This window comes from Ruegeria sp. CK1 (assembly GCF_056536545.1).
Genome location: NZ_JBQFPX010000002.1, coordinates 52921 through 77147 on the forward strand (window position 1 = coordinate 52921; position 24227 = coordinate 77147).

Sequence of the window (24227 nt, forward strand, 5' to 3'; positions counted from 1 at the left end):
GGTAGGTTGCTTTGTCGCAGATGCAACCCGCTTGTGTGGCTAGCTTTTCACGGATACGCATGAGCCCATGACATCTACCACCACTGCTCCAGATAACAGTCAGGCCAAACGCAATGTCGCCGTTCTAGTGGCGGCACAAGCGGTACTTGGCGCGCAGATGCCGATGATCTTCATCGTTGGCGGCCTCGCGGGACAGTCACTTGCGTCCAATCCCTGTCTGGCCACTTTACCCATCTCACTGATCGTTCTGGGATCGATGCTGGCCGCGACTCCGGTATCAGCGATCATGCAGCGTTGGGGCCGGCGTGCAGGTTTCTTAGTTGGAGCGACAGCCGGAGCCTGCGGTGGCGTCGTCGGCGCATATGGATTGTTCTTGGGCTCATTCCCGATTTTCCTTTTGGGAAGCCTGCTGACAGGCATCTATATGAGCGCGCACGGCTTTTACCGTTTTGCTGCCGCAGACACCGCTTCGGACGCGTTCCGCCCCAAGGCGATTTCTTATGTCATGGCCGGAGGGTTGGCGGCGGCCATCATCGGTCCGCAGATCGTCAAACTGACTTCAACGGCTTATGTCATTCCGTTTCTCGGCACTTATCTAGCCGTAATTGCGTTGAATATCTTCGGCTCGGCCTTGTTCTTTTTTCTGGACATTCCGACTCCGGAGAAACCCAAAGAGAACGCACCCAAGGGACGGACCCGGCTTGAGATGCTCAAAACACCGCGCATTTCCGTCGCGATTATTTGTGCAATGGTTTCTTACGCACTTATGAACCTTGTGATGACGTCGACACCGTTGGCAGTGGTGGGTTGCGGGTTTACTGCCAACGACGCTGCCGATGTCGTCACCAGCCACGTGTTGGCGATGTATATTCCCAGCTTTTTCACCGGCCAGCTCATCGCGCGGTTCGGAGTGGAGAAAATCGTGGCCCTTGGGCTTGCCATTCTGGCAGGCGCGGGGGTCGTTGCACTTCAAGGCGTCGAATTGGGCAACTTTTTTGTCTCTCTAATCCTTTTGGGCGTCGGTTGGAATTTTGGCTTTATTGGCGCCACAACAATGCTGGCAGATTCGCATAACGTGAGTGAGCGCGGCCGCATGCAAGGTTTGAACGATCTTCTGGTGTTCGGAGGGGTGACCGTCGCCTCTCTAGCCTCGGGCGGATTGATGAATTGCTCTGGCGGCTCTCCGGTGGAAGGCTGGACAGCGGTGAACATCGCCATGATTCCACTCCTTACATTGGCGGGGGGCGCGCTACTTTGGTTGGTCCTAAAGCCAACCGAACCTGAAACGGTCTAGCTGTTACCAGCGCCCACTGGCTACGGTCCACATTAGTGACAACCGACGCCGTACCTCTCCTTGCTCGAGATCTCCGGTCGCAACACGATCCGGGCGCGCAAGCGCCTGTCGCAGAACCCACTCTGCTTGCCACCCGGCATAGAGAGCAGGACGTGCATCTGTCGATATAGCTGAAGCATTGGACCGCGCGCCTTGTAACCGATCCAACGCCTTTTTCGCCAAAGTGCGAACACCATCGGGTGTGCCATCCAACAAAGGTATCCGGCCGCGCGCCTCAAGCTCAGGAATCGCCCGAAACCAATTCGCTATTCCGACAGCATAGCCAAAGTCACGCAGCACGGCCTCGTCAGCAGATCCCAGAACTTGGGCCGCTGCCACCATAAGAGAACCAGCGCTGTGATTTATGTAGGCATCGAAATGCGCTTCGTCCTCAAACGGGTCTCGGTAGATATCCCAACGCCTTACGGCCACATACTCATCCAGAACGGTGGCCAAGTGCGGCGACAGAACCTTGGACAGGGGTGTCACAACCTCATGCCTTCGCACGGGCTTTCCTTCGGCAATTTCTTGCAGGGCGTCACGCCACCATTGCAGGCGCATCTCAGCAATCATCGATTCTTGCGTGACCCATGGCGCGCGCGCGACTTCAACGTTCAATGCGTAAAGCGGAAACAACAATGGTCGCACCGCAACTGGTGCTGCCATGACCGCCATGAATCGATTTGGATCGGCGCGATGCACCAGCGCAGCGCAGGCCTTTACGTCGTTGTCGAACTCCACGGTCACTCGGCCACAGCGGCTTGCGGCCCGCAATCGCGAACCAGCTTCCACTGGATTGCGTCCAACAGCGCCTCAAACGAAGCGTCGACTATGTTCGCGCTGACCCCCACGGTCGACCACCGCCGCCCCTGCCCGTCTTCACTGTCAATGATGACGCGCGTAACAGCCTCGGTGCCGCCTTGGGTTATTCGAACCTTGAAATCGACCAACCTCATATCGGCAAGCACCTGGGAATACTGCCCCAAATCCTTTGCCAACGCCTTGGCCAAAGCATTTACCGGCCCCCGGTCGCTGCCGTTTTCATCCATGGATTCACTGACAGACAGTTTCTTTTCTCCATGAACCTTCACAACGACAACAGCCTCAGAAAGGCTTACCATCTTGTTGTATTTGTTTTTGCGCCGCTCGACGGTGACCTTATAGCGTTTGACCTCGAAGAACTCAGGCATCTGACCGAGTTCATCCCGCGCCAGCAACTCAAAACTGGCCTGAGCAGTATCGTAAGAATACCCTTCAGCCTCGCGCTGCTTGATCCTGTCCAGAATGCGTCCCAAGGCGGGGTCGCCCTTTTCCACGACTAGCCCTGCCTCGGTCAGGCGTTTGCGCAGGTTCGACTGCCCTGCCTGGTTCGACATCGGAATGATCCGCGCATTCCCGACCGAGGCCGGGTCGACATGCTCATAGGTCGACGGGTCCTTCAGAATCGCGCTGGCATGCAGCCCCGCCTTATGCGCAAAGGCCGAGGCGCCAACATAGGCCGATTGCTTGCTGGGCACCCGGTTCAGGATATCGTCCAGCATCCGGCTGATCCGAGTCAATCCGGCCAAGGCCTGCTCGCTGACACCGATATCGAACCCCGACGCATAGGGCTCCTTCAACAGTAATGTCGGGATCAGAGCGGTCAGATTCGCATTACCGCATCGCTCACCCAACCCGTTCAGCGTACCTTGTATCTGCCGCGCGCCCGCATCGACAGCAGCCAGAGAGCAAGCCACCGCGTTTTCGGTATCGTTATGGGTGTGGATGCCCAGCCGATCCCCGGGCAATCCAGCGGCAATCACTTCGGTCACGATCTTTGTCACCTCGGCGGGTAGTGCGCCTCCATTTGTGTCGCAAAGCACTATCCAGCGCGCACCGGCATCCAAGGCTGCCCGACACACCTGAACCGCATAGCCGGGGTTGTCCTTGTACCCGTCAAAGAAATGCTCAGCATCGAACAGCGCCTCACGCCCCTGCGCCACGATATGCGCAACCGAGGCGCGGACGTTCTCGACATTCTCTTCAAGCGAAATGCCAAGCGCATGTTTAACGTGGTAGTCATGCGACTTGCCCACCAAACACACCGCCTGCGTGCCTGCATTCATTACTGCGGCCAGCACGTCATCGTTTTCGGCCGAGCGACCCGCCCTCTTGGTCATACCGAAGGCGGTCAACCGAGCCGAGGTTTTGGGCGCAACATTGAAAAACGCGCTGTCAGTGGGGTTCGCGCCCGGCCAACCGCCTTCGATATAGTCGACACCCAACGCGTCCAGCGCCTGCGCGATCTGCACCTTCTCAGAGGTCGAAAACTGCACCCCCTGCGTTTGCTGCCCGTCGCGCAAAGTTGTGTCATAGAGATATAAGCGATCTTTGGACATCACACCTTCTCCAGCTTGGCTGCATCAAACCCAGAACCGGGTACTAGCTCGACACCGTCTTTGCTCATGCGAACCTCCAACCCAGCAGCCAGATAGGCAGCTTTCAGGCGATCCACTTCAGAGAAATCTTTACTTTCCATTGCAACTGCACGCGCATCCGCCAACCGGTCCGCGTGCGCCGTCAAATCCACGGTAGCAGTAACCGCCCAAGCTCCCATTTCGGGAACCAGCAGTCCCAAGAGTTGTGCGCTCGCCAACAACCCAGCAGCGTCTCCGTCCGAAGCCAGACGGTAAAGTTCCGCCAAAGCGCCCGCTGTGTTCAGGTCATCACTCAGCGCAGCGACAACGGCGGGCGTCGCACTGGCGGCGGGCTCGATACCCGCTGTCAGTGCCCGCCACTTACGCAGAGTTGCCTCTGCATCACGCGCCTTCTTCTCTGTCCAGTCCATCGGCTTGCGATAGTGGGTCTGCAGGAAGACAAAGCGGATCACTTCCCCTGGAACCCCCTGTTCCAGCAGATCATGAACGGTAAAGAAATTGCCCAGCGATTTGGACATTTTCTTGCCCTCCACCTGCAGCATTTCATTGTGCAGCCAGACCTTTGCGAACTCACCTTCGGGATGGGCACAGCAGCTCTGGGCGATTTCGTTCTCGTGGTGCGGAAACATAAGGTCATTACCACCACCGTGAATATCAAAACTATCGCCCAATAGCTTGTAGCTCATAGCCGAGCATTCGATATGCCAGCCTGGGCGACCCCGTCCCCAAGGGCTGTCCCAGCCTGGCAATTCATCAGTCGAGGGCTTCCAAAGGACAAAATCCATCGGGTTCTTTTTGTAGGGTGCAACCTCGACCCGCGCGCCTGCGATCATGTCATCCACTGAACGGCCGGAAAGAGCGCCGTAATGCTCTTTCCAACTATCTACCGCGAACAACACATGCCCTTCGGCTACATAAGCGTGCCCTTTCGCAATCAGATCTTCGATCATCTCGATCATCTCGTCGATGTACTGGGTGGCGCGTGGCATTTCGTTTGGCTCAAGCGCTCCCAAGGCTCCCATGTCGTGCAGATACCAACCGATCGTCTCATCAGAACGTTCCTGCACCAGCTGTTCCAGCGTGCCTTCGGCACCAGCCTTCTGGCGTGCCAAGGCGGTTGCATTGATCTTGTCATCTACGTCGGTGAAATTGCGCGCATAGGTCACGTGATCTGCGCCATACACATGCCGTAGCAGGCGAAATAGCACATCGAACACCACTACTGGTCGAGCATTGCCCAGATGAGCACGATCATAGACCGTTGGTCCACAGACATACATCCGCACATTGTCGGCACTGATCGGCACGAAATCCTCTTTCGTCCGCGTCCGTGTGTTGTGCAGTCTGATTGTTGTCATCGGTCGGCTCCTAAAGACAGCGTTGCTTCTCGCGTTGGCGCGGGCTTAGCAACTTGTCTCTGGGATGAAAACGAAAGAAACCGGCCCGCTTGAAGGATCAGCAGGTAATGCAGCAAATAATGATGCAGTTCATCGGGTTCATGCTCATCCACTAGCACGCTGCTTGCTCTGAGCCAAGTGCTGAGTTTTTGCGCCAGCATCGCTGATTGACATTTCTCCGCACCTCTGGCCCTGTCTGCGCAAAAGATTTGACGGAGGCGGGCCATGAAATTGTCGGAGCGTGTCACTCACCTGACCGGAGGTGGTAGCGATGGGTGGGAGGTGTTTTACCGCTCGCGTCGGATGATCATGGACGGCTTCGCCGTGACTGAGTTGACCATTGGCGAACATGACATCCGCACCGATCCGTCGATTCTGGAAGCGATGGATCTTTCAGCGCAGCAAGGTCACACCGGATATGCTATGGTTCCCGGCACAGATTTGCTGCGCGATACGGTTGCCGCTCGTCTTCAATCGCGTACTGGCGTCCCTACAACACGCAACAACGTGCTGATCACTCCAGGCGGTCAATCCGCCTTATTCGCAGCCCATGTTGCTGTTTGTGACCCCGGGGATGTAGGGCTGTATCTTGATCCGTATTACGCCACCTACCCCGGCACGATACGCGGCGCAGGTGCAACCGCCCGCGCCATCCAGACAACAGCAGATAATGCGTTCCAACCCAGCGCCGAACAGATCGATGCCGCCGCTGATGGTGCCGTTTCATTGCTGATTAACACGCCCAACAACCCGACCGGAGTAGTCTATTCGCGACAGACGTTGGAAGGAATCGCTGAGATCTGTAAGAAGCGAGACCTTTGGCTGATTTCGGATGAGGTCTACGATACTCAGGTCTGGGAAGGTGAGCATATCTCGCCGCGCACCCTGCCCGGCATGGCCGAGCGCACTTTGGTTGTTGGGTCGATGTCCAAATCACACGCTATGACTGGTTCGCGCTGCGGGTGGGTCGTTGCCCCAGAAGAGGTGATTTCTCATCTTATAAACCTCGCTACGCACACCACCTATGGAGTTCCCGGATTTATTCAGGACGCCGCCAGTTTTGCTTTGAATTCAGGGGATGCGTTGGAGGAAAAGATTGCAGCGCCGTTCCGCAGGCGTCGTTCGATTGCGCTTGGTATTCTTGGCTCTCAAAACACCGTCGGCCTCGTGCCCGCCCAAGGTGCGATGTACCTTATGCTGGATATCCGTGCCACTGGCCTCAGCGGTGAACAATTTGCCAACGCCTTGCTGGACACACATGCAATAGCCGTAATGCCCGGCGAGAGTTTCGGCATCGCAGCGGCAGGTCATATCCGTGTAGCAATGACAATCGAGGATGAACGTTTCGCAGACGCACTGAAAACCATTTGCTCATTTGCGGCTGAACTGTCTGGCCAACACGTCGTTGAGCTTCAAAGTTCAGAAGCGAAATGAGGTGCGCAAGTTAAAGACGTTAGTGTCCAAAGTACCATTCGAGCGGGTAACGTCGTCGAATTCCTGCCTTAAAGCCTCACCGCTTATGATCAAACGGTCATTGATCGGATATGCCAAGCCGATTCCATAGACAGCGGCAGTGTCATTATCTGCAGAAGAGTCGGCCCTTGCTGCCCCGACCACCACATATCCTAACGCTGGGCCAAAATCGTACCCGCCTCGCAGCTTCAAGCTAGTTACGCTGTCCAGGCTACCTTCGCCCTCACCTAAGTCTAGGGACAGGCGATTATATTCCAACTCACCTCCCAAAACGAAACTGCCAAAATCTCGGTCGTATCCGGCATGGAGACCAAAACTCGGATCATCGCCGCCTGAGCCGTTTGGCCCATCCGCATCTGCGTATCCAAAGCTGAAACCAGCATAAGGCCCAGTCCAATCATCAGCCACCAAAGGGGTCGCGAACGACACAACCATTGTGAGACTGAGGGCCTTAAGAGCTTTCATAAATCTCTCCAAAAAACCTTTCGATTCTGCGTCGGCGTTAAAAGTCGCCTTAACTTTAAAACATGGCTCGAAATCCTTAAGATTCAATTTCGATCACAAGCCGTTCTTAAATAACTAAAGGAACTATAACAGATTTTTGTCCGGTTCGAAAAAAAATGTGCAGACAAATTAACAGTGTGACATCCGCATGCACATTTCGCTTTTGAGCAGCTTGGTCGCAAACAGAACAGAATATGACCGTGCAGACCGAAATACTGCAATTCACAAGGTGAGGACCTGAATGCAAAACGACGTTTGGAAGATTCGGCTGGTCGTACGCACCATCGGTGCTGAACGTGGTCGCGCGGCTCGTGGGCGGCCAATAGCGCTGTAAAGCAGCGACATTGACCAAAATTACACGACCGGAACCTAAAACATGAACGATCAATCCCGAAACACCTCCCGCAGTGGCGGACGCGCCGCGCGTCGTGCTGCCCGCGCCACCGCATTGCCTGAGCATCTGCGCCCCGTCCGCCCTGGCATGGAAGGTGGCGTTCTCAATGTTCTGACCCCAGTACAGGTCGAACAGATCCATCAGGCCGCGCTAACCGCATTGGAAACCATCGGGCTGGCCGATGCCCCACAAAGTGGAATCGACTATCTGGTCGGTGCAGGTTGCATTTTGGGCGATGATGGCCGCATCCGTTTCCCTCGCGCCCTTGTCGAAGATACGATCGCCAAAGCCAATCGTTCCGTAACACTGTTCAGCCGTGATGGGAAAACTGATCTGGAACTGTCGGGCACAAAGGTACACTATGGTACTGCCGGTGCCGCGGTAAGCATGGTTGATGTTCACGGGCAAGAATACCGCGACTCGACCGTTCAGGACTTGCACGACGCCGCCCGAATCTGCGAACAGCTTGAAAACATACACTTTGTTCAGCGTCCAATGGTCTGCCGCGATATTGCTGACAATCTTGAAATGGACCTGAACACGATCTACGCCGCCTGTTCAGGCACTTTTAAGCACATTGGTACATCTTTCACAGAACCAAGCCACGTCGCTCCGGCGATGGAAATGCTTCACATGATTGCCGGTGGCGAAGACAAATATCGCGAACGGCCATTCGTGTCGAATTCGAACTGTTTTGTTGTCCCTCCGATGAAATTCGCAACTGAAAGCTGCGAAGTAATGGAGGAATGCATCAAAGCCGGAATGCCGGTGCTGCTGCTATCAGCAGGGATGGCCGGGGCCACCGCGCCCTCAACCATTGCCGGGGCGATCACGCAAGCCACCGCAGAATGTCTCGCCGGTCTGGTTTACGTAAATGCCGTAAGCCCCAGCGCACCAGCGATTTTTGGCACTTGGCCATTTGGCTTGGACCTGCGCACAGGTGCGATGTCCATCGGTTCAGGAGAACAGGCGCTACTGACCGCAGGCTGTGCGCAGATGCACCGTTTCTACGACCTGCCTGGCGGAGCCGCAGCCGGCGCATCGGACTCAAAGCTGCCCGACATGCAGGCCGGATGGGAGCAGATGTGCTCGAACGTCATGGCGGGTCTCTCGGGTTTGAACATGGTGTACGAGGCCGCTGGAATGCATGCGTCATTGCTGGGCTTTTGCCACGAAAGCTTGATCCTAAGCGACGACTTGATTGGTCAGGCTCAGCGCTGCGTGCGTGGGATCGAAGTTTCGGACGAAACGTTGGCGTTAGACCAGATTGCCGAGGTCTGCATGGGTGGACCGGGTCACTATTTGGGTACCGACGCGACACTCAGCCGGATGCAAGCGGACTACGTTTACCCCACATTTGGAGATCGGACGTCACCCAAGGAATGGGTCGAACTGGGTAAACCTGACCTAATTGAAAAGGCGATCAAACGGAAAGAAGAAATACTTTCCGTACCGTCTCCAGCCCGGTTTGATCCGTTGCTGGACGCCGAAATTCGCGGCGGGTTCAACATATACCTTCCTTCGTAAGGCTTTAAAAAAGCGGCCAGAATTTCTCTGGCCGCTTTCTTTTCAAATCAGCCGTCGGTCGCAGGTAAAATACCTGCTTCTTGTGCAACTGCGATCTCGGCCTCGTCCAAAGCACCGTCGCCATTGGCATCCATCGCCGAGAATGTGCTTGAGTCCACATCAGGCAAAACGGCCTGCACTTCTTCTATAGTCAGCACTCCATCCCCGTTTGCGTCGACCGAGGACTGGCCAACGGCGAGAGTTGGCAAGCTAAGTGCGAAAGTGGAAAGTACAGCTAGAGTTTGCGGTTTCATTGTGATGCCTCCTGATTGAGTTTTTTGCATGTTTGCGTCCGGACACGCATCAGAAACACCTCAACCCTCCACATTGTCACCCGCATTGATAGAAACCGACAGTTTCGCGCCAATCTCCGCGTGTTTATCAGAGTCGCGTATGCGGCGAGCCGCTGGGCAAAATTCCCCCAAAGCGTCTAGGCGAGTCTTGCCCTACGTTAAAGCGTCATTCCGGCAGACCTTTGCCAAAAAAGAAAGGGGGCCGAAGCCCCCTGTCAGTTTCGCCTTCCAGGCTCATGTCGTTGACCGCCCGGTGTTTTTTTGCCTGCGGCCTGGACTGCGCATGAGACGAGCGCACCCGTCTCTTGAAAGAGTGGGAGGGAGCAAAAATTTCGCCCCACCCTGTTCCCGGCCAACACGGGCATGTCGACCGAGTAGAACAAGGCACCTAGTGGTAAGTCTTAGGCGTCGCCTTGCTCTGTGTTCGTCGGGACCGGAAGTCCGGGGGAAATCCAGGTCCCTACACCCCGCCTGGCGGGGCGTTTCTGTTAATGTTTCTCCCTAACCACTTCAAATACAGCGGGTATTTTCATTTCGGCGCTGGATGGAATTCGATCTGAACCATAAGTTGGTTTTAACCCGATGTGACTACTCAAAACGCTGATCTGATCCCGTTTATCGAAGGACTTTAGCCCCACAAATGATCCCGGCGTCCAATTTTTAGCAATGTCATCTAGATCGAGGCTCACTACGCAAACTTCTTGATCGCCCTGTACTTCGAACGGAACAACTACTTCTCGTTTAAGCTCACCAATTTGGATAACGCCTTCGAACATTGGCTTCTCTCCTCAACTACACCCGCTCGTAGCGCCGCAGGTGTTGCATTTCATGCAGGTGCCGTTGCGCACCAGCGTATAGTTTCCGCACTCACCGCAGGGATCACCCTCATACCCCTGCATTTTGGCTTTGGTCCGTGCGTCCATTCCGGTCGCGACAGCTGTTTCTGCGGCGGGCGCTTCAAATGTTGGCGCGGTTTCCGCCATTCCGGTCACCTCGGCCTGACCGCCGTTGAAGACCATCAGGTCTTGCGGCAGGCGCTTACGCAGGTAACCTGTCGAACTGATTTGTTTCAGCACTTCCAATGACTTGGTCGCCGCGCTGTCGCTCAACTCCGATACATTCGCGACACCTTCTTCCTCTCCCCGACCCAGGTCGTCGAAGGTCGCACCCTCGGGCTTCACATGGGCCAAATCGGTGCGATCTAGATAGGAAACGGCCAGTTCACGGAAGATGTAATCAAGGATCGACGTTGCGTTCTTGATCGAGTCGTTGCCCTGCACCATCCCCGCCGGTTCGAACTTGGTGAAGGTGAAGGCATCCACGAACTCTTCCAGCGGCACGCCGTATTGCAGGCCGACCGACACCGCGATGGCAAAGTTGTTCATCATCGCCCGGAAGCCAGCGCCTTCCTTGTGCATGTCGATGAAGATCTCGCCCAGCTTGCCGTCTTCGAACTCGCCGGTCCGCAGGTAGACTTTGTGGCCACCCACGATCGCCTTTTGAGTATAGCCCTTGCGGCGATGCGGCAGTTTCTCGCGATGGCTGCGGATCATTTCCTTGACCACAACCTTCTCGATCACTTTCTCGGCCAGAACGACGGCTTTTTCCTGCGCCGAGCCGCTTTCCAGCACTTCTGCCGCTTCGTCATCATCCTCGACCAGCGCTGCCGCCAGAGGCTGCGACAGTTTCGAGCCGTCACGATAAAGCGCGTTGGCCTTCACACCCAGCGACCAGCTGAGTTCGTAGGCTTTCTGGCAATCCTCGATGGTCGCATCGTTCGGCATGTTGATCGTCTTCGAGATCGCGCCAGAAATGAAGCTCTGAGCCGCCGCCATCATGGTGATGTGGCTGTCAACCCCAAGGAAACGCTTACCTTTCTTGCCGCACGGGTTGGCGCAGTCGAAGATCGAATAGTGCTCTTCCTTCAGGTGTGGCGCGCCTTCCAGCGTCATGGTTCCGCAGACGTGATCGTTCGCCGCGTCGATATCCGCCTTGGTAAAGCCCAAGTGGCGCAACAGGTCGAAAGTCGGGTCATTCAGTTTGGTCGCCGGGATGCCCAGAACGCCGGTGCAGAAATCCTCACCCAGTGTCCACTGGTTAAAGACGAACCGGATGTCGAAGGCGCTTTCCAGCGCGGCGTCCACTTTCGCCAGCTCATTGGGGCCAAAACCGTGACCGGTTAGCGAGGTGTGGTTGATCCCCGGCGCGTTGCCGATGGTGCCGTGACCCACCGCGTAGCCCACGATCTCTTCGATCTGAGACGAGGAATAACCCAGCTTTTCCAGCGCCGACGGAACCGAGCGGTTGATGATCTTGAAGTAACCGCCTCCCGCAAGCTTCTTGAACTTGACCAGAGCAAAGTCCGGCTCGATCCCGGTGGTGTCGCAATCCATCACCAGACCGATGGTGCCGGTCGGTGCGATAACGGTCGCCTGCGCATTTCGGTAGCCGTTCTTTTCGCCAAGGCTCAGCGCCTCATCCCAAGCCGACATGGCCAGATCGACCAAACGCTTGTCTGGACAGTTATTGTGATCCAGAGGCACCGGCTTCACTGCCAGCTTCTCATACCCCTCGACCACGCCTTGTGCGGCGCGACGGTGGTTGCGCATGACACGAAGCATGTGGTCTGCGTTGCGCTCATAGCCTTTAAAGGCGCCCAGCTCGCCGGCAATCTCAGCCGAAGTTGCATAGGCCACACCGGTCATGATTGCGGTCAGCGCGCCACAGATCGCCCGGCCCTCGTCCGAGTCATAGCTGTAGCCCATGTTCATGAGCAGTCCGCCGATATTGGCGTAACCCAGACCCAGCGTACGGAAGTCGTAAGAAAACTGCGCGATTTCCTTTGACGGGAACTGCGCCATGGTCACCGAGATTTCCAGCGTCAGGGTCCACAGGCGCGAGGCGTGCATGTAATCCGCCGCCTGGAACTCACCATCCTTCAGGAAGGTCAGAAGGTTCATCGACGCCAGATTACAGGCCGTGTCATCCAGGAACATGTATTCCGAGCATGGGTTCGAGCCACGGATCTCACCGTCTTCGGGGCAAGTGTGCCACTCATTTACGGTGTCGTGGAACTGGATGCCCGGATCGGCACAGGCCCATGCCGCATGGCCAACTTTTTCCCACAGATCGCGGGCCTTGACGGTCTTGGCAACGTTGCCATCGGTTCGGTTGATCAGTTCCCAGTCCGCGTCTTTTTCCACTGCGGTCAGAAACGCGTTGGTCACGCGGATCGAGTTGTTCGAGTTCTGGCCTGAGACCGAGCTGTAGGCTTCCGAATCCCAGTCCGTGTCGTATGTCGGGAATTCAATGCTATCGTGCCCCTGCTTTGCGTAATCCAGAACGCGCTTAACGTAAGTTTCTGGGATCGCAACTTTTTTAGCTTCACGAACCGCTTTCTTCAGGCTGTCATTCTTGTTGGGATCATACGCATCGTCTTGCGCACCGTCCCAGCTTCGGATGGCCTCGAAAATGCCGTTCAGCATCTTCTCGTGCATCTTCGATCCGGCAACGATCGAGGCCACCTTCTGCTCTTCGATCACCTTCCATTCGATAAATTGCTCGATGTCAGGGTGATCCGCATCGACGATCACCATTTTTGCTGCTCGACGGGTTGTTCCGCCTGATTTGATCGCGCCAGCGGCGCGGTCGCCGATCTTGAGAAAGCCCATGAGGCCCGAAGACTTGCCGCCACCTGACAGCGCCTCGCCTTCGGCACGCAGATGGCTAAAGTTGGTCCCTGTGCCCGAGCCGTATTTGAACAGGCGCGCCTCGCGCACCCACAGATCCATGATGCCGCCTTCGTTCACCAGATCATCATCGACAGACTGGATGAAGCACGCGTGCGGCTGCGGATGTTCGTAAGCGGATTTCGATTTGGTCAGCTTGCCGGTTTTATAGTCGACATAGTGGTGCCCTTGCGCGGGGCCGTCGATCCCGTAAGCCCAGTGCAGACCCGTGTTGAACCATTGCGGCGAATTCGGCGCGGCGCGCTGCGTCGCCAGCATGTAGCGCATCTCGTCGAAATAGGCTCGTGCGTCTTCCTCGGTCGAGAAATAGCCGCCCTTCCAGCCCCAATAGGCCCATGCGCCGGCCAGACGGTCGAACACTTGCTTGGACGAGGTTTCCCCATCAAATTCAGCGCCTTCCGCAGGAACCGAGCGCCAAAGGAATTCGGGAACGCCCTTTTCTTTCACTTTTTTCAGGGCTGAAGGAACACCTGCCTTACGGAAATACTTTTGCGCGATGACGTCACTTGCGACCTGACTCCATTTCGCGGGGACTTCGATATCATCCAGACGAAAAACAATAGTGCCATCTGGATTGCGAATCTCAGACGTCGCAGCGACAAAGTCCAGATCTGCGTATGCGTCCTGCCCTGATTTGGTGAATTTTCTTTCAATCTTCATGTCCGCAGCCCTAGGTTCAAAAATCTTGTCCGTTGGCTTCAGGTAATTTCTTCGACCCGTCCACCGTGCCAGAAAATTTTGGGCGCAAACGACCGGTCGCTGTCTTCGACAGCGCAAAACCGCTTTCTACGGTTGCACTTAAAATTAATGTGCTTTCCGACCCTCGCCCTATGCCTTTTCTGATTTTTCCACCAGATTTAGTAGCATTCCTCTCGGCCCATACAATTTGGCGTATTCACCCATAGGACGTCAACGTCATTTTTCGGTCATTTTTTGAATCTTTTATGTTGACCGATTTCTTGCGGTGGATCTTTGAGCATCGGTTTCCGATTCTTATATGGGTTTGTCCGCAAACCTTCCGGCGCGCGCCTCCGATTAATCAGCTGAATTAACCGTTTTACTCGGCAGAGTTACCAGCACTTGGTAATCTAACGATAAGGTGCATAGGTCGGGAAAGAATCGGGACCCTCTCACTTAGTTATGAAAAACGACGTGCCGCGTGCAAATTGACTACGAAAAGGAAAAAGGTGTGTTGACGACGTTTCGCTTACTTCCTGTTCTGTGTTTAATCGTGGCCTGCGCACCACAAGATGTGCCTCCACCAACACGTAGCGCGCAGTTCGCCGATTACCCTCAACGTCTATTCGATACGTTCGAAACTGAGTGCAACGGACCAGGTGAAGAGTTCAGCAAAAGCAGTGGCCGGGTTTTTGAATGTGCTGAATTTCTGCCACCTGAAACAACTGCTTTTCTGATTCTCAACTACGACGGGTACCCGCAGGACTTGCCCAAAAGCATATTGCGGATGACCTCAACCAAGAATTCATCGGGTTACCGAGTGGACGCTGAGTTGTTCTTTAATGTACCGCAAAGAAAAGGAACTTCGGTTCAAGTTCCTGTTGAGAGCAAAGATTTGGATCAGGCGCTAGGCGCTCTGTTCCAAACAATGGGTGGATCACCAACATAGTAGTGAGAAGTGGTCGGGGCGGCAGGATTCGAACCTACGACCCCCTGTACCCAAAACAGGTGCGCTACCAGACTGCGCCACGCCCCGGACCGTGCGCTGTTCCTAACGATGCCGATCTGATTTGAAAAGCCCTAACAGGGCCAAATTGCAGGACCTTGCGAAAAAATTTCGTGCTGCATCTGCGTTCCGGGCGTAATCAGGTAGCGCGAAGCCAGCCCCGCGTTGATTTCGAGCACTGCAAAGATCGAATCTCCACCTTCGATCACGGTTTCGTCGCCGGGAATCGCATTTTCGTGCACATGAACAACTGTGCCTTTTCGATCGACAAAAATGATGTCCAAAGGAATCAGTGTGTTTTTCATCCAGAACGCAGTTCGCTGCGGCGGGTCGAATACAAACAACATACCCGACCGCTGCGGCAGCGACTCGCGGAACATCAAGCCCCGCGCCCTGTCCTGCCGACTGATCGCCAGTTCAACGTTGAAATTAATCTGAGTCTTGTCGTTTCGAAGATTGACCTGGTCATCCTTACAAGCGGCAAATGCGTTCGTAGTCCAAAGCAGTGTTAGACCAGCAAGAACCGCGAGCAATCTCTTCATGTCGATTTAGTCGTCCAGAGCAGATTCCCAGGCCAGAACCTGAGCTGCCATGCGTCCGCGCTTGCCATCAATGACGCGCATAGCCAACGCTTCGCCCGGTTGAAGATCGGCAAGACCAGATCGGCGCAAGACTTCAATATGCAGGAAAACGTCCTCACCCCGACCAAAGACGTTGGCGAATCCAAATCCCTTGCCTTTGTCGAACCATTTTACCCGCGCAGCTTCCAGCGGCGCTTCTGCGATGGCACCCGGATCAAGCTCGGCAAAGTCCGCCAGCATCATTGAGTCGGTGCGAGCTGGTGGATCGACACTTATAATTTCGACCGCCTGAACACCACGATCAGTTCGGTGCGTCATAATTTCGATCCCAGCACCATCCGCGACAGAGCTTTGACCAAAGTTACGCAACACATTCACATGCAAAAGAATATCCGGGCCACCCTCGTCGGACACAACGAATCCATACCCCTTGGCGGGGTCGAACCATTTTACGTGTCCACGAACGCGGTACATGTTGTTCAGGTCTTCTGGCACGGTTTTTCCATTGCGAAAGTTAACAGGTCGTTAAGGTTTCGATGTGTATGGGATTGGTGCGCAAATTCAAGCTGAAAAAACCCTTTGCTTTCTGTGTGTTGCATTTCACGATACGCGAACGTCATGGATTCAACCTTTGCACTTCCCACGCCGAGCCCTCTTGATCCCGGCACCACTGGAACCTGTCGTGCAACCTAAATGCACCATCGGCCCAAAACTCGATCTCGGTCGGCGTCAGCCTGTATCCACCCCAAAAAGCCGGCCTCGGAGGATTAGGGCCCAGCTTCGCTGTCACCTTAGCAACCTCAGCCATCAAAGCCGACCGACTGCTCAGGGGTTGAGACTGCTTGGATGCCCAAGCCCCCAAACGGCTTTTCAACGAGCGGGACGCGTAATATTCATCAGCTTGCGGTCCGCTTTCTCGGGTAATTATACCACGAACACGGATTTGACGCCGCAACGATTTCCAATGCATTACAAACGCAGCCTTTCCGGCCGAATCAAGCTCGGCTGCCTTGGCGCTTTCATAATTTGTATAGAATACGAAGGCTTTGGATTCGATTTCCTTCAACAGCACCATTCGCACGTTGGGCATGCCGTCCGAGTCAACGGTTGCCAACGCAACGGCGTTGGGATCATTCGGTTCGCTGTCTTTGGCCTCACCCAGCCACCGCGCCGCAATTTTAAACGGATCGGTGCCGGCGAATATGCCGTCTCGCTCTGACATTTCCATCCCCCGGAAACTTTTGACGTTCACCCTAGGGCGAGAACTCGCCACGGGCAAGAGTTCGCGGCCTTGAAGCAGCGCATCCAATGGCATAAACCAACTCAACATGACGCGAAGACAGGCGGAGAACCAAACATGTCAAATCAGTTGATGGCCGGTAAGCGCGGCCTCATCATGGGACTGGCCAATGATAAATCGATCGCATGGGGAATCGCCCGCGCGTTATCTGAATCCGGGGCCGAGCTGGCCTTTTCTTATCAAGGCGATGCCCTGAAAAAGCGGGTCGATCCCCTCGCGGCGCAACTGGGCAGCGAGATCGTCTTGCCTTGCGATGTGAGCGACGAGGCTTCGATTGATGCTTTGTTCACATCGCTGGAAGAGAAATGGGGCAAGCTGGACTTCATCGTTCACGCCATCGGCTTTTCTGACAAGAACGAACTGCGCGGTCGCTATGTCGACACCAGCCGAGCGAATTTCAAGCTGACCATGGATGTATCGGTCTACTCGTTTACCGCAGTGATGCAGCGGGCAGAGAAAATGATGTCCGAGGGCGGCAGTGCCGTCACCCTTACATATTACGGCGCTGAGCAAGTGATGCCGCACTATAACGTAATGGGTGTCGCCAAGGCCGCGCTGGAAGCGTCGGTAAAGTATCTGGCCGAAGACCTAGGCAAAGATGGTATTCGCGTGAATTCGATCTCGGCCGGCCCGATCAAAACATTGGCCGCCAGCGGTATCGGCGACTTCCGCTATATAATGAAGTGGAACGAGTATAACTCTCCCCTTCGCCGCAACGTGACCATCGACGATGTGGGCAAATCAGCTCTCTACCTACTTTCTGATCTCAGCAGCGGCGTCACCGGTGAGAACCTGCATGTCGATTCAGGTTATCACATCGTCGGCATGAAAGCCGTCGACGCCCCAGATGTCGAAAAAGGGTAAGAACATGAGCGCCAAAGACCGCCTGCCCCACGAAAAAGGCTTTCACATCAGTTGGGACCAGATTCATCGCGACTCGCGTGCTTTGGCGTGGCGACTGGACGGTCAGGGCCCGGACGACGGTGCCTGGCGCGCCGTTGTCGCAATTACTCGTGGCGGTATGGCCCCTGCGATGATCGTAAGCCGGGAACTGGACATACGCACCGTTGATACGGTCAGTGTCCGGTCCTATCACCATCAGGAGCAAGGCCAGGCAGAGGTGCTTAAAGCCCCCGATGCCGAGTTGATGGGCGATGGCGAGGGCGTGTTAATTATCGACGATCTTGTCGACAGCGGAAAAACGCTGGAATTGGTGCGTGCTATGTATCCCAAGGCGCACTTCGCCACCGTTTACGCCAAGCCCAAAGGCCGCCCGATGGTGGATACCTTTATTACCGAAGTCAGTCAGGACACTTGGATTTTCTTCCCGTGGGATATGGCCTTGCAATATGTCGAGCCCTACCGCGGCACCGACTGATCCCTTCACCAAACACTTAGGATCACGCATGACCCGGACCCGCACCGCCGCCACATTTGCCCCTCCGGTGATGGAGGCGCGGCGTTGGCTTGAGGGAGCGGTTTTCCCAGAAAATCGCCCCTTGATTAATGTCAGTCAGGCGGCTCCTGTTGATCCGCCACCGTTGGCCCTGCGGCAAGCAATGGCTGAGTTTGCTGTTACCGAAGACAAAGCGCACCTTTATGGGCCGGTTCTGGGAAACCCAGAACTACGCGCCGAATTGGCAGCTCAGATCGATCGACATTACGACGCTGACATCGCACCGGACCAGGTCGCTATCACTTCGGGCTGCAATCAGGCTTTCGCTGCAACGATCTCGGCCATCACAGATGAAGGTGATGAGGTCATCCTGCCAACTCCATGGTATTTCAACCATAAAATGTGGCTCGACATGGCGGGAGTGTCAGCAGTTGCCTTGAATACCGGTGATGACCTGCTGCCTGATGTTGACGCAGCGCGTGCTCTCATCACGGATAAAACCCGCGCGATTGCTCTGGTGACCCCCAACAATCCCGGCGGCGTAGAATACCCTTCCGAGCTGGTGAGAGAGTTTTACGAACTAGCCCGCGAAACCGGCCTGCGTTTATTGGTGGACGAGACTTACCGTGACTTCGATAGCCGCAGCGGCCCCCCGCATGATTTGTTTCAGCAGCCGGGATGGAACGAGACGCTGGTTCACCTATATTCCTTTTCCAAAGCGTATCGCCTTACCGGTCATCGCGTCGGCGCAATCGCAACTGGCGCTGAATTGCTGTCCGAAATCGAAAAATTCCTGGACACCGTCGCAATCTGCCCCAGCCAGATCGGGCAATTTTCGGCCCTTTGGGGAATGCGGAATCTATCACAATGGGTCGCTGGGGAACGCGACGAAATCCTTGATCGGCGCGCTGCTATCCAAGAGCAGTTACCGCGTTTAACCAACAAGGGCTGGCGCTTACTTGGGCTGGGTGCTTATTTCGCCTATTTCGAGCATCCTTTCGATATTCCATCCGACGAACTCGCCCGTCGTTTGGTGTCTGAAGCAGGCATCCTGTTGTTACCCGGAACAATGTTTATGCCCGCAGGCGATCCCGCTGGAAAAAGCCAAGTACGCATTGCTTTTGCCAATCTCGACCGTGCTGGAATCGCGCAATTGTTCGAACGGTTAGAAGCACTATCCTTCTAAGCTTGCCCCTCGGCGGTGCGCGTCGTATTCAGGGCGGCAACCGACAGGGCAGTTTTTGCCAAAGAATAAGAGGGCACCATGGCCGCAGGCATGAAAAACCTATCAAAGACCTTTGTCTGGATTCTCATGGGCCTATTGATGCTGGGCCTTGCAGGCTTTGGCGCAACCAGTTTGACCGGCACCGTGCGCACCGTCGCGCAGGTCGGGAACGAAGATATTTCGGTCAACGAGTATGTCCGTGAACTGCAACGAGAAATCCGCGCAGTGGAACAACAAACAGGCCAGCCCCTGCAAATGTCGCAGGCGCATGAGTTTGGGCTGGATCAATTGGCTCTGTCTCGCCTGACCGCTCTGGCTGCGCTGGATAATGAAGTCGGTGAATTGGGCATCTCAATTGGGGACGAAAACCTTCAGAAAGAGATTGTTGCGATCCCCGCTTTTCAAGGTGTCAACGGAACGTTTGATCGTGAAGCATATCAGTTCCAATTGGATCAGGTCGGAATGACGGATACCGAGTTCGAATCGGACCTTCGCAAGGAAACCTCTCGTACAATCGTGCAAAATGCCGTCGTCAGCGGGGTTGAGATGCCCGCGACCCTGACCCAGGTGTTGACGGACTACGTCGGTGCGCGCCGCAGCTTTACTGTCGCGACGGTCGGACCGGATGCGTTGACCGCGCCCATTCCTGCACCGACAGACGAACAAATTCAGGCCTACTACGATGAGAACACCGATCAATTCACCCTGCCCCGCACGAAACAGCTGACTTATGCAATTCTGTCTCCTGACATGTTGTTGGACAGTGTCGAGGTAGAAGAGGACTCGGTGCGCCGTCTTTATGATCAACGCGCGTCGGAATTCTATCAGCCCGAACGCCGCTTGGTCGAAAGACTGACCTATCCGAACCAAGAGGCTGCCGAGACTGCCAAGGCCCAGCTTGAAACTGGCGGCACCACTTTTGAACAGTTAGTGCGGGACCGTCAGCTTGAGCTCAGCGATATCGATCTGGGCGACGTGACGCGCGAGGATCTTGGTGAGGCTGCAGACGCCGTTTTTGCTGCCGAGTTGGATACAGTAGTTGGCCCCCTGCCTTCGACTTTCGGCCCCGCATTATTCCGTATCAATGGCTCTTTGGCTGAAAACAACACCCCGTTCGAAGACGCGGCTCCTGCACTGCGTGAAGAGCTGGCCTCGGATCGCGCCCGCCGCCAGATCGAAGCGCAGGCCGAAGACATTGACGACTTGTTGGCCGGCGGTGCAACGCTGGAAGAACTGGCTGGTGAGACTGAGATGGAATTGGGTCAGATCGACTGGACCCTTCAAAGCGATGACGGTGTTGCAGCCTATGACGGATTCCGCACTGCTGCCCAAGCGGTAAACGAAGGCGATTTCCCTGAAGTCGGCTTTTTAGAGGACGGTTCGATCTTTGCTCTGCGCTTAAACGAAGTGCTCCCCCAGCGCCCTGAACCGCTGGAATCCGCTCGTGATCGGGTGGCCGCTGCTTGGACACAAGTAGAAACCAATAAAGCACTGGAAGAAAAAGCCAATTCGGTTTTAGAGCAGTTGACGTCTGACGGAGATTTCACCGCCACCGAGCTGCCCTTCCGTGTGGAAAATGCCCTGACCCGCACCGCTTTTTTGGACGATGTGCCCGCTGATTTCATGGTTCAGGTATTTGAGATGGAACCCGGCGAACTGCGCGTCGTGCCCGGCGCCGGTACCGCGTTCATTGTTCGTTTGGACGAAGAGCTGCCACCGGCTGAAACCGATGAGCTGCGTCAAGCTCAGGAAGCGTTAGAGGCTCAGTTGAACCAAGCATTGGCTCAGAACATCTTCGATGCCTATGTGCGCGACGCACAAACACGCGCGCGTCCTGTCGTTGATCAGCAAGCGCTAAACGCTGTGCAGTCAAGCTATTAAAAGAGACCGAAAATGGCCCTGACCCCCGAGTTTGACAGCTTCGCCCGCGCCTATGAGGCTGGCGAAAACCAGGTCGTTTATACCCGTTTAGCGGCGGATTTGGATACGCCCGTTTCCCTGATGCTTAAGCTTACAGGCGCTCAGAAAGACGCCTTCATGCTTGAATCCGTGACTGGTGGGGAAGTACGCGGCCGGTATTCAATCATTGGGATGAAGCCAGATTTGATCTGGCGCTGCCACGGTGAAACATCCGAACTGAACCGCTCAGCCAGGTTCGATAACGAGGCATTTTCGAGCCAAGACGGTAATCCACTTGACAACTTTCGTGCTCTGCTCGCCGAAAGCCGAATTGAGCTTCCCGATGACCTGCCACAAGCCGCAGCGGGGCTGTTTGGCTACCTCGGCTATGACATGGTTCGGCTGGTGGAATACCTGCCAGATGTAAACCCAGATCCGTTAGGGCTGCCCGATGCGGTCATGCTCCGCCCTTCGGTCGTCGCGGTTCTTGACGGTGTGAAGGGCGAAGTTACTGTCGTTTCTCCCGCTTGGGTGGCCGAGGGACAATCGGCCAAAGCCGCCTATGCGCAGGCGGCTGAACGTGTGATGGACGCCGTCCGCGATCTGGAACGCGCCATGCCGGCCGAAACCCGTGATTTGGGCGACGCATCCGAGGTTGCACCACCGGTGTCGAACTTTACCAAATCGGGCTATATGGAAGCGGTTGAAAAGGCCAAGGAATACATCCGTGCGGGCGACATCTTTCAGGTCGTCCCGGCGCAACGCTGGACGCAGGATTTCCCACAGCCGCCTTTTGCGCTCTATCGCTCGCTGCGGCGCACTAACCCGTCGCCGTTCATGTTCTATTTCAACTTCGGCGGCTTTCAGGTCGTGGGCGCCAGCCCCGAGATTCTAGTGCGTGTCTTTGGCGACGAGGTGACGATCCGTCCCATCGCAGGTACGCGCCCGCGTGGCGCCACACCCGAAGAGGACAAGGCCAACGAAATCGACCTACTTGCCGACAAGAAAGAATTGGCCGAGCACCTGATGTTGCTGGATTTGGGTCGAAATGATACCGGTCGCGTGGCCAAGATTGGCACCGTCCGCCCAACCGAAGAGTTCATTATCGAACGCTACAGCCACGTGATGCACATCGTTTCAAACGTTGTCGGAGAGCTGGCCGAAGACAAAGACTCTCTGGACGCTTTCTTTGCCGGTATGCCCGCAGGCACTGTATCGGGTGCGCCAAAGGTACGCGCAATGGAAATCATAGACGAGCTAGAGCCCGAGAAGCGCGGTGTTTATGGCGGCGGCGTTGGCTATTTCAGTGCCGGTGGCGATATGGATATGTGCATCGCCCTACGGACGGCCATCGTGAAGGATCAGAAACTATATATTCAAGCCGGTGGCGGCGTCGTTTACGACAGCAACCCCGAAGCTGAGTATATGGAGACCGTCCATAAGTCGAACGCCATCCGACGCGCCGCTGCAGATGCAGCACGGTTTACGGGTGCGGGCAACTCATGAAAAGGGGCTGATCTGACGGATCAGCCGTATTTCCAGCTCGGGCTTTACTGAACTTCTTTCATCATTACCGCCGAGATCGGGGCCATTGCAACGCGGTTGCCGCGATCTTCTAACCCCCAAAGCAGCAGCGCCGATATTGTATCGGGGCGCAAGCGACCCAGCATGACCACAGTGCCTTCCTGTCCGGCGCGGAACGCGGCCTGATCAAGGAAACGCCGCATGATCTTGGGGTCCTGACGCGCACCGTCTATGTCCCGGAAAATCACGCCCGACGGCACACCATTTCGTGCGGCCAGCTTTTGCACGGTATTAAGACCGTTGTCCTGAGTGATCAGCCCCCGACCGGTACCAGCAGCAATAGCAGCCACCTGATCCGCCAACTTACGATTGCCCTGAATACCTGTGTTCACCCCTTCGAGAATTCCCACCGTTTCAGGTAACGTGTCCAGCCAAACCGCCATTGAAACTTCGGCATCCTGCGCACTGGCAGCTTCGGGCAGATCAGCCAAAGCCAACACTTCAAAGCCAGCCTCACGATGGCGCGCCATCTTTTCAGCGGCCTCGGGGTCCGAAGGGCTGACGGCAAAGCTAAGCGGATAAGGGAATTCGTGCAACGCTTCGGCACCATAGGCACCTTCGTCATCGATAAGAATGATTGACATAAGCGGCTTAGCTTCGGGGTTGTCGAATTCGGCCGCGAAGGTTTCGATGGGTTTTCCGAGCTCGACGACCTCTGTTTCAGCAGAACCCGCGTCGGCTCCATCATCGCGCTCGGTTAGTGGAACAACACGAGTGCCAACGTTTGCTACTGCGGAGGTTTCATCTTCACCGCCGATCTGTGGAACCGATGCGATCCGAGGCAAATTACGCGGCGCAGTATCCTCGTCGCCTTCAACGGCAATCGGGCTGTCCTCAAATGGGTTTGTCTCGGGTTCCCGAGCGCTGTCATTTGATACTTGCGATTCCGTTTGGGGCGCGACTTCGGTGATTTCAGGCTTGGGCTGAACAGCGGGCACCTCAAGCGATACATCCGGAAGGGATTCAGTATTCGGCGAGCTTTGCACCAAAGGCGGGGACTGCGGTGCAATCGGTGCCTCTGTCATTACACTGACAGGCGCAGAACCAGCGGCTTCAGGTGCTTGTACCTCTACCGAAGCGTTCTGCACTTGCGGCTGCGCGTCGGGCTCAATCTCAACATCCGTTAACTGGGCGAGTGTGTCCGTCTGCTTTGTATCGGCTTCCGGCGTGGCCGGTGGCAAATCAAGAATGTCGCCATCACCTACCGCCTCAGTGGAATCTGCCACTTCGCTCGGAGTTTCAACTACCGCTGGTTCCGGAGCTGATACTGCCACATCCGGTTTGTTCGTCAGAGGCGTGTTCAGCGATAGTACTGCGCCCAACACAAGTACAACGATCGTTCCCACGAGCATTCCGCCGACAAATCCGCCCATAACTTTTTGCCTCTCGTACTGGCCCTGCTTCGATCACATGTTCGCCGTCTGTTGCGGCA

At 55.7% G+C, this 24227-nt stretch carries 20 protein-coding genes and 1 tRNA gene; 9 read left to right on the plus strand and 12 right to left on the minus strand.

Annotation, left to right across the window (positions count from 1 at the left end):
- Positions 1–67: 67 nt before the first annotated feature.
- Positions 68–1294, plus strand: coding sequence for an MFS transporter (locus ACR0L3_RS06830; protein WP_480744762.1), 1227 nt, complete (start codon positions 68–70; stop codon positions 1292–1294).
- 3 nt (positions 1295–1297) lie between these two features.
- On the opposite strand, the gene ACR0L3_RS06835 is transcribed toward ACR0L3_RS06830, so the two are convergent.
- Genes ACR0L3_RS06835 through cysS form a run of 3 tightly spaced genes read right to left on the minus strand, consistent with a single transcriptional unit; the run spans position 1298 to position 5108 of the window.
- Positions 1298–2074: a squalene/phytoene synthase family protein gene (locus tag ACR0L3_RS06835; RefSeq protein ID WP_480745441.1), complete on the minus strand. Its 777-nt coding sequence runs from the start codon at positions 2072–2074 to the stop codon at positions 1298–1300.
- A 2-nt stretch (positions 2075–2076) separates the two neighbouring features.
- Complete coding sequence (gene cimA / locus ACR0L3_RS06840; protein ID WP_480744764.1) at positions 2077–3711, minus strand: citramalate synthase; 1635 nt, start codon at positions 3709–3711, stop codon at positions 2077–2079.
- Positions 3711–5108: a cysteine--tRNA ligase gene (cysS, locus tag ACR0L3_RS06845; RefSeq protein ID WP_480744766.1), complete on the minus strand. Its 1398-nt coding sequence runs from the start codon at positions 5106–5108 to the stop codon at positions 3711–3713. The genes cimA and cysS overlap by 1 nt, the downstream gene beginning before the upstream one ends.
- Positions 5109–5372: 264 nt before the next feature.
- On the opposite strand from cysS, the gene ACR0L3_RS06850 reads away from it, so the two are divergent.
- Positions 5373–6581 (plus strand): pyridoxal phosphate-dependent aminotransferase, encoded by a 1209-nt coding sequence (locus tag ACR0L3_RS06850; RefSeq protein WP_480744767.1) that lies wholly within the window; start codon positions 5373–5375, stop codon positions 6579–6581.
- Here the strand turns inward: ACR0L3_RS06850 and ACR0L3_RS06855 are convergent.
- A complete protein-coding gene (locus ACR0L3_RS06855) occupies positions 6567–7085 on the minus strand; it encodes an outer membrane protein (RefSeq protein WP_480744769.1) in 519 nt (172 codons plus the stop codon). The two genes, ACR0L3_RS06850 and ACR0L3_RS06855, sit on opposite strands and share 15 nt — an antisense overlap.
- 415 nt (positions 7086–7500) lie before the next feature.
- Between ACR0L3_RS06855 and ACR0L3_RS06860 the strand changes: the two genes are divergently transcribed.
- Complete coding sequence (locus ACR0L3_RS06860; protein WP_480744771.1) at positions 7501–9045, plus strand: trimethylamine methyltransferase family protein; 1545 nt, start codon at positions 7501–7503, stop codon at positions 9043–9045.
- Between the two features lie 47 nt (positions 9046–9092).
- Here ACR0L3_RS06860 and ACR0L3_RS06865 read toward each other — a convergent pair whose 3' ends face one another.
- The 3 genes from ACR0L3_RS06865 to ACR0L3_RS06875 all read right to left on the minus strand — a co-directional run bounded on the left by ACR0L3_RS06865 (position 9093) and on the right by ACR0L3_RS06875 (position 13786).
- The gene (locus tag ACR0L3_RS06865; protein WP_480744773.1) at positions 9093–9338 is read right to left on the minus strand and encodes an EF-hand domain-containing protein; all 246 of its coding nucleotides are present in this window, start codon (positions 9336–9338) and stop codon (positions 9093–9095) included.
- Positions 9339–9865: 527 nt separating this feature from the next.
- Complete coding sequence (locus ACR0L3_RS06870) at positions 9866–10153, minus strand: hypothetical protein (RefSeq protein WP_480744775.1); 288 nt, start codon at positions 10151–10153, stop codon at positions 9866–9868.
- Positions 10154–10165: 12 nt separating this feature from the next.
- Complete coding sequence (locus ACR0L3_RS06875; RefSeq protein WP_480744777.1) at positions 10166–13786, minus strand: vitamin B12-dependent ribonucleotide reductase; 3621 nt, start codon at positions 13784–13786, stop codon at positions 10166–10168.
- Positions 13787–14285: 499 nt separating this feature from the next.
- Between ACR0L3_RS06875 and ACR0L3_RS06880 the strand changes: the two genes are divergently transcribed.
- The gene (locus tag ACR0L3_RS06880) at positions 14286–14753 is read left to right on the plus strand and encodes a hypothetical protein (RefSeq protein WP_480744778.1); all 468 of its coding nucleotides are present in this window, start codon (positions 14286–14288) and stop codon (positions 14751–14753) included.
- 10 nt (positions 14754–14763) lie between these two features.
- Here the strand turns inward: ACR0L3_RS06880 and ACR0L3_RS06885 are convergent.
- The 4 genes from ACR0L3_RS06885 to pdxH form a co-directional block, all read right to left on the minus strand.
- Positions 14764–14840, minus strand: a tRNA-Pro gene (locus ACR0L3_RS06885).
- Between the two features lie 44 nt (positions 14841–14884).
- Positions 14885–15352 carry a DUF192 domain-containing protein gene (locus ACR0L3_RS06890; protein ID WP_480744779.1) on the minus strand — a complete coding sequence of 156 codons (468 nt, stop codon included), beginning with the start codon at positions 15350–15352 and terminating at the stop codon, positions 14885–14887.
- Between the two features lie 6 nt (positions 15353–15358).
- Positions 15359–15886 (minus strand): cold-shock protein, encoded by a 528-nt coding sequence (locus ACR0L3_RS06895; protein ID WP_480744781.1) that lies wholly within the window; start codon positions 15884–15886, stop codon positions 15359–15361.
- 121 nt (positions 15887–16007) lie between these two features.
- On the minus strand, positions 16008–16613 hold the full coding sequence (gene pdxH, locus ACR0L3_RS06900) for a pyridoxamine 5'-phosphate oxidase (RefSeq protein ID WP_480744782.1): 606 nt from the start codon (positions 16611–16613) through the stop codon (positions 16008–16010).
- A 135-nt stretch (positions 16614–16748) separates the two neighbouring features.
- Here pdxH and fabI point away from each other — a divergent pair, with 135 nt between their 5' ends.
- The 5 genes from fabI (at position 16749) to trpE (ending at position 22717) form a co-directional block, all read left to right on the plus strand.
- On the plus strand, positions 16749–17555 hold the full coding sequence (gene fabI / locus ACR0L3_RS06905; protein ID WP_480744785.1) for an enoyl-ACP reductase FabI: 807 nt from the start codon (positions 16749–16751) through the stop codon (positions 17553–17555).
- Between the two features lie 4 nt (positions 17556–17559).
- Positions 17560–18069, plus strand: coding sequence for a xanthine phosphoribosyltransferase (gene gpt / locus ACR0L3_RS06910; RefSeq protein ID WP_480744787.1), 510 nt, complete (start codon positions 17560–17562; stop codon positions 18067–18069).
- A 28-nt stretch (positions 18070–18097) separates the two neighbouring features.
- Positions 18098–19273 carry an aminotransferase gene (locus ACR0L3_RS06915; protein WP_480744789.1) on the plus strand — a complete coding sequence of 392 codons (1176 nt, stop codon included), beginning with the start codon at positions 18098–18100 and terminating at the stop codon, positions 19271–19273.
- A 78-nt stretch (positions 19274–19351) separates the two neighbouring features.
- Positions 19352–21193: a peptidyl-prolyl cis-trans isomerase gene (locus ACR0L3_RS06920; protein WP_480744790.1), complete on the plus strand. Its 1842-nt coding sequence runs from the start codon at positions 19352–19354 to the stop codon at positions 21191–21193.
- Between the two features lie 12 nt (positions 21194–21205).
- Positions 21206–22717: an anthranilate synthase component I gene (gene trpE / locus ACR0L3_RS06925; RefSeq protein ID WP_480744792.1), complete on the plus strand. Its 1512-nt coding sequence runs from the start codon at positions 21206–21208 to the stop codon at positions 22715–22717.
- Between the two features lie 44 nt (positions 22718–22761).
- Here trpE and ACR0L3_RS06930 read toward each other — a convergent pair whose 3' ends face one another.
- Complete coding sequence (locus ACR0L3_RS06930) at positions 22762–24168, minus strand: divergent polysaccharide deacetylase family protein (protein ID WP_480744794.1); 1407 nt, start codon at positions 24166–24168, stop codon at positions 22762–22764.
- Positions 24169–24227: the final 59 nt, after the last annotated feature.

What these genes read in the sequence shown, in the direction of transcription:
- ACR0L3_RS06830 (WP_480744762.1), top strand. Translation starts at nt 68, where the DNA reads ATGACATCTACCACCACTGCTCCAGATAACAGTCAGGCCAAACGCAAT.
- cimA (WP_480744764.1), bottom strand. Translation starts at nt 3,711, where the DNA reads ATGTCCAAAGATCGCTTATATCTCTATGACACAACTTTGCGCGACGGG.
- cysS (WP_480744766.1), bottom strand. Translation starts at nt 5,108, where the DNA reads ATGACAACAATCAGACTGCACAACACACGGACGCGGACGAAAGAGGAT.
- ACR0L3_RS06850 (WP_480744767.1), top strand. Translation starts at nt 5,373, where the DNA reads ATGAAATTGTCGGAGCGTGTCACTCACCTGACCGGAGGTGGTAGCGAT.
- ACR0L3_RS06855 (WP_480744769.1), bottom strand. Translation starts at nt 7,085, where the DNA reads ATGAAAGCTCTTAAGGCCCTCAGTCTCACAATGGTTGTGTCGTTCGCG.
- ACR0L3_RS06860 (WP_480744771.1), top strand. Translation starts at nt 7,501, where the DNA reads ATGAACGATCAATCCCGAAACACCTCCCGCAGTGGCGGACGCGCCGCG.
- ACR0L3_RS06865 (WP_480744773.1), bottom strand. Translation starts at nt 9,338, where the DNA reads ATGAAACCGCAAACTCTAGCTGTACTTTCCACTTTCGCACTTAGCTTG.
- ACR0L3_RS06870 (WP_480744775.1), bottom strand. Translation starts at nt 10,153, where the DNA reads ATGTTCGAAGGCGTTATCCAAATTGGTGAGCTTAAACGAGAAGTAGTT.
- ACR0L3_RS06875 (WP_480744777.1), bottom strand. Translation starts at nt 13,786, where the DNA reads ATGAAGATTGAAAGAAAATTCACCAAATCAGGGCAGGACGCATACGCA.
- ACR0L3_RS06890 (WP_480744779.1), bottom strand. Translation starts at nt 15,352, where the DNA reads ATGAAGAGATTGCTCGCGGTTCTTGCTGGTCTAACACTGCTTTGGACT.
- pdxH (WP_480744782.1), bottom strand. Translation starts at nt 16,613, where the DNA reads ATGTCAGAGCGAGACGGCATATTCGCCGGCACCGATCCGTTTAAAATT.
- fabI (WP_480744785.1), top strand. Translation starts at nt 16,749, where the DNA reads ATGTCAAATCAGTTGATGGCCGGTAAGCGCGGCCTCATCATGGGACTG.
- gpt (WP_480744787.1), top strand. Translation starts at nt 17,560, where the DNA reads ATGAGCGCCAAAGACCGCCTGCCCCACGAAAAAGGCTTTCACATCAGT.
- ACR0L3_RS06915 (WP_480744789.1), top strand. Translation starts at nt 18,098, where the DNA reads ATGACCCGGACCCGCACCGCCGCCACATTTGCCCCTCCGGTGATGGAG.
- ACR0L3_RS06920 (WP_480744790.1), top strand. Translation starts at nt 19,352, where the DNA reads ATGGCCGCAGGCATGAAAAACCTATCAAAGACCTTTGTCTGGATTCTC.
- trpE (WP_480744792.1), top strand. Translation starts at nt 21,206, where the DNA reads ATGGCCCTGACCCCCGAGTTTGACAGCTTCGCCCGCGCCTATGAGGCT.
- ACR0L3_RS06930 (WP_480744794.1), bottom strand. Translation starts at nt 24,168, where the DNA reads ATGGGCGGATTTGTCGGCGGAATGCTCGTGGGAACGATCGTTGTACTT.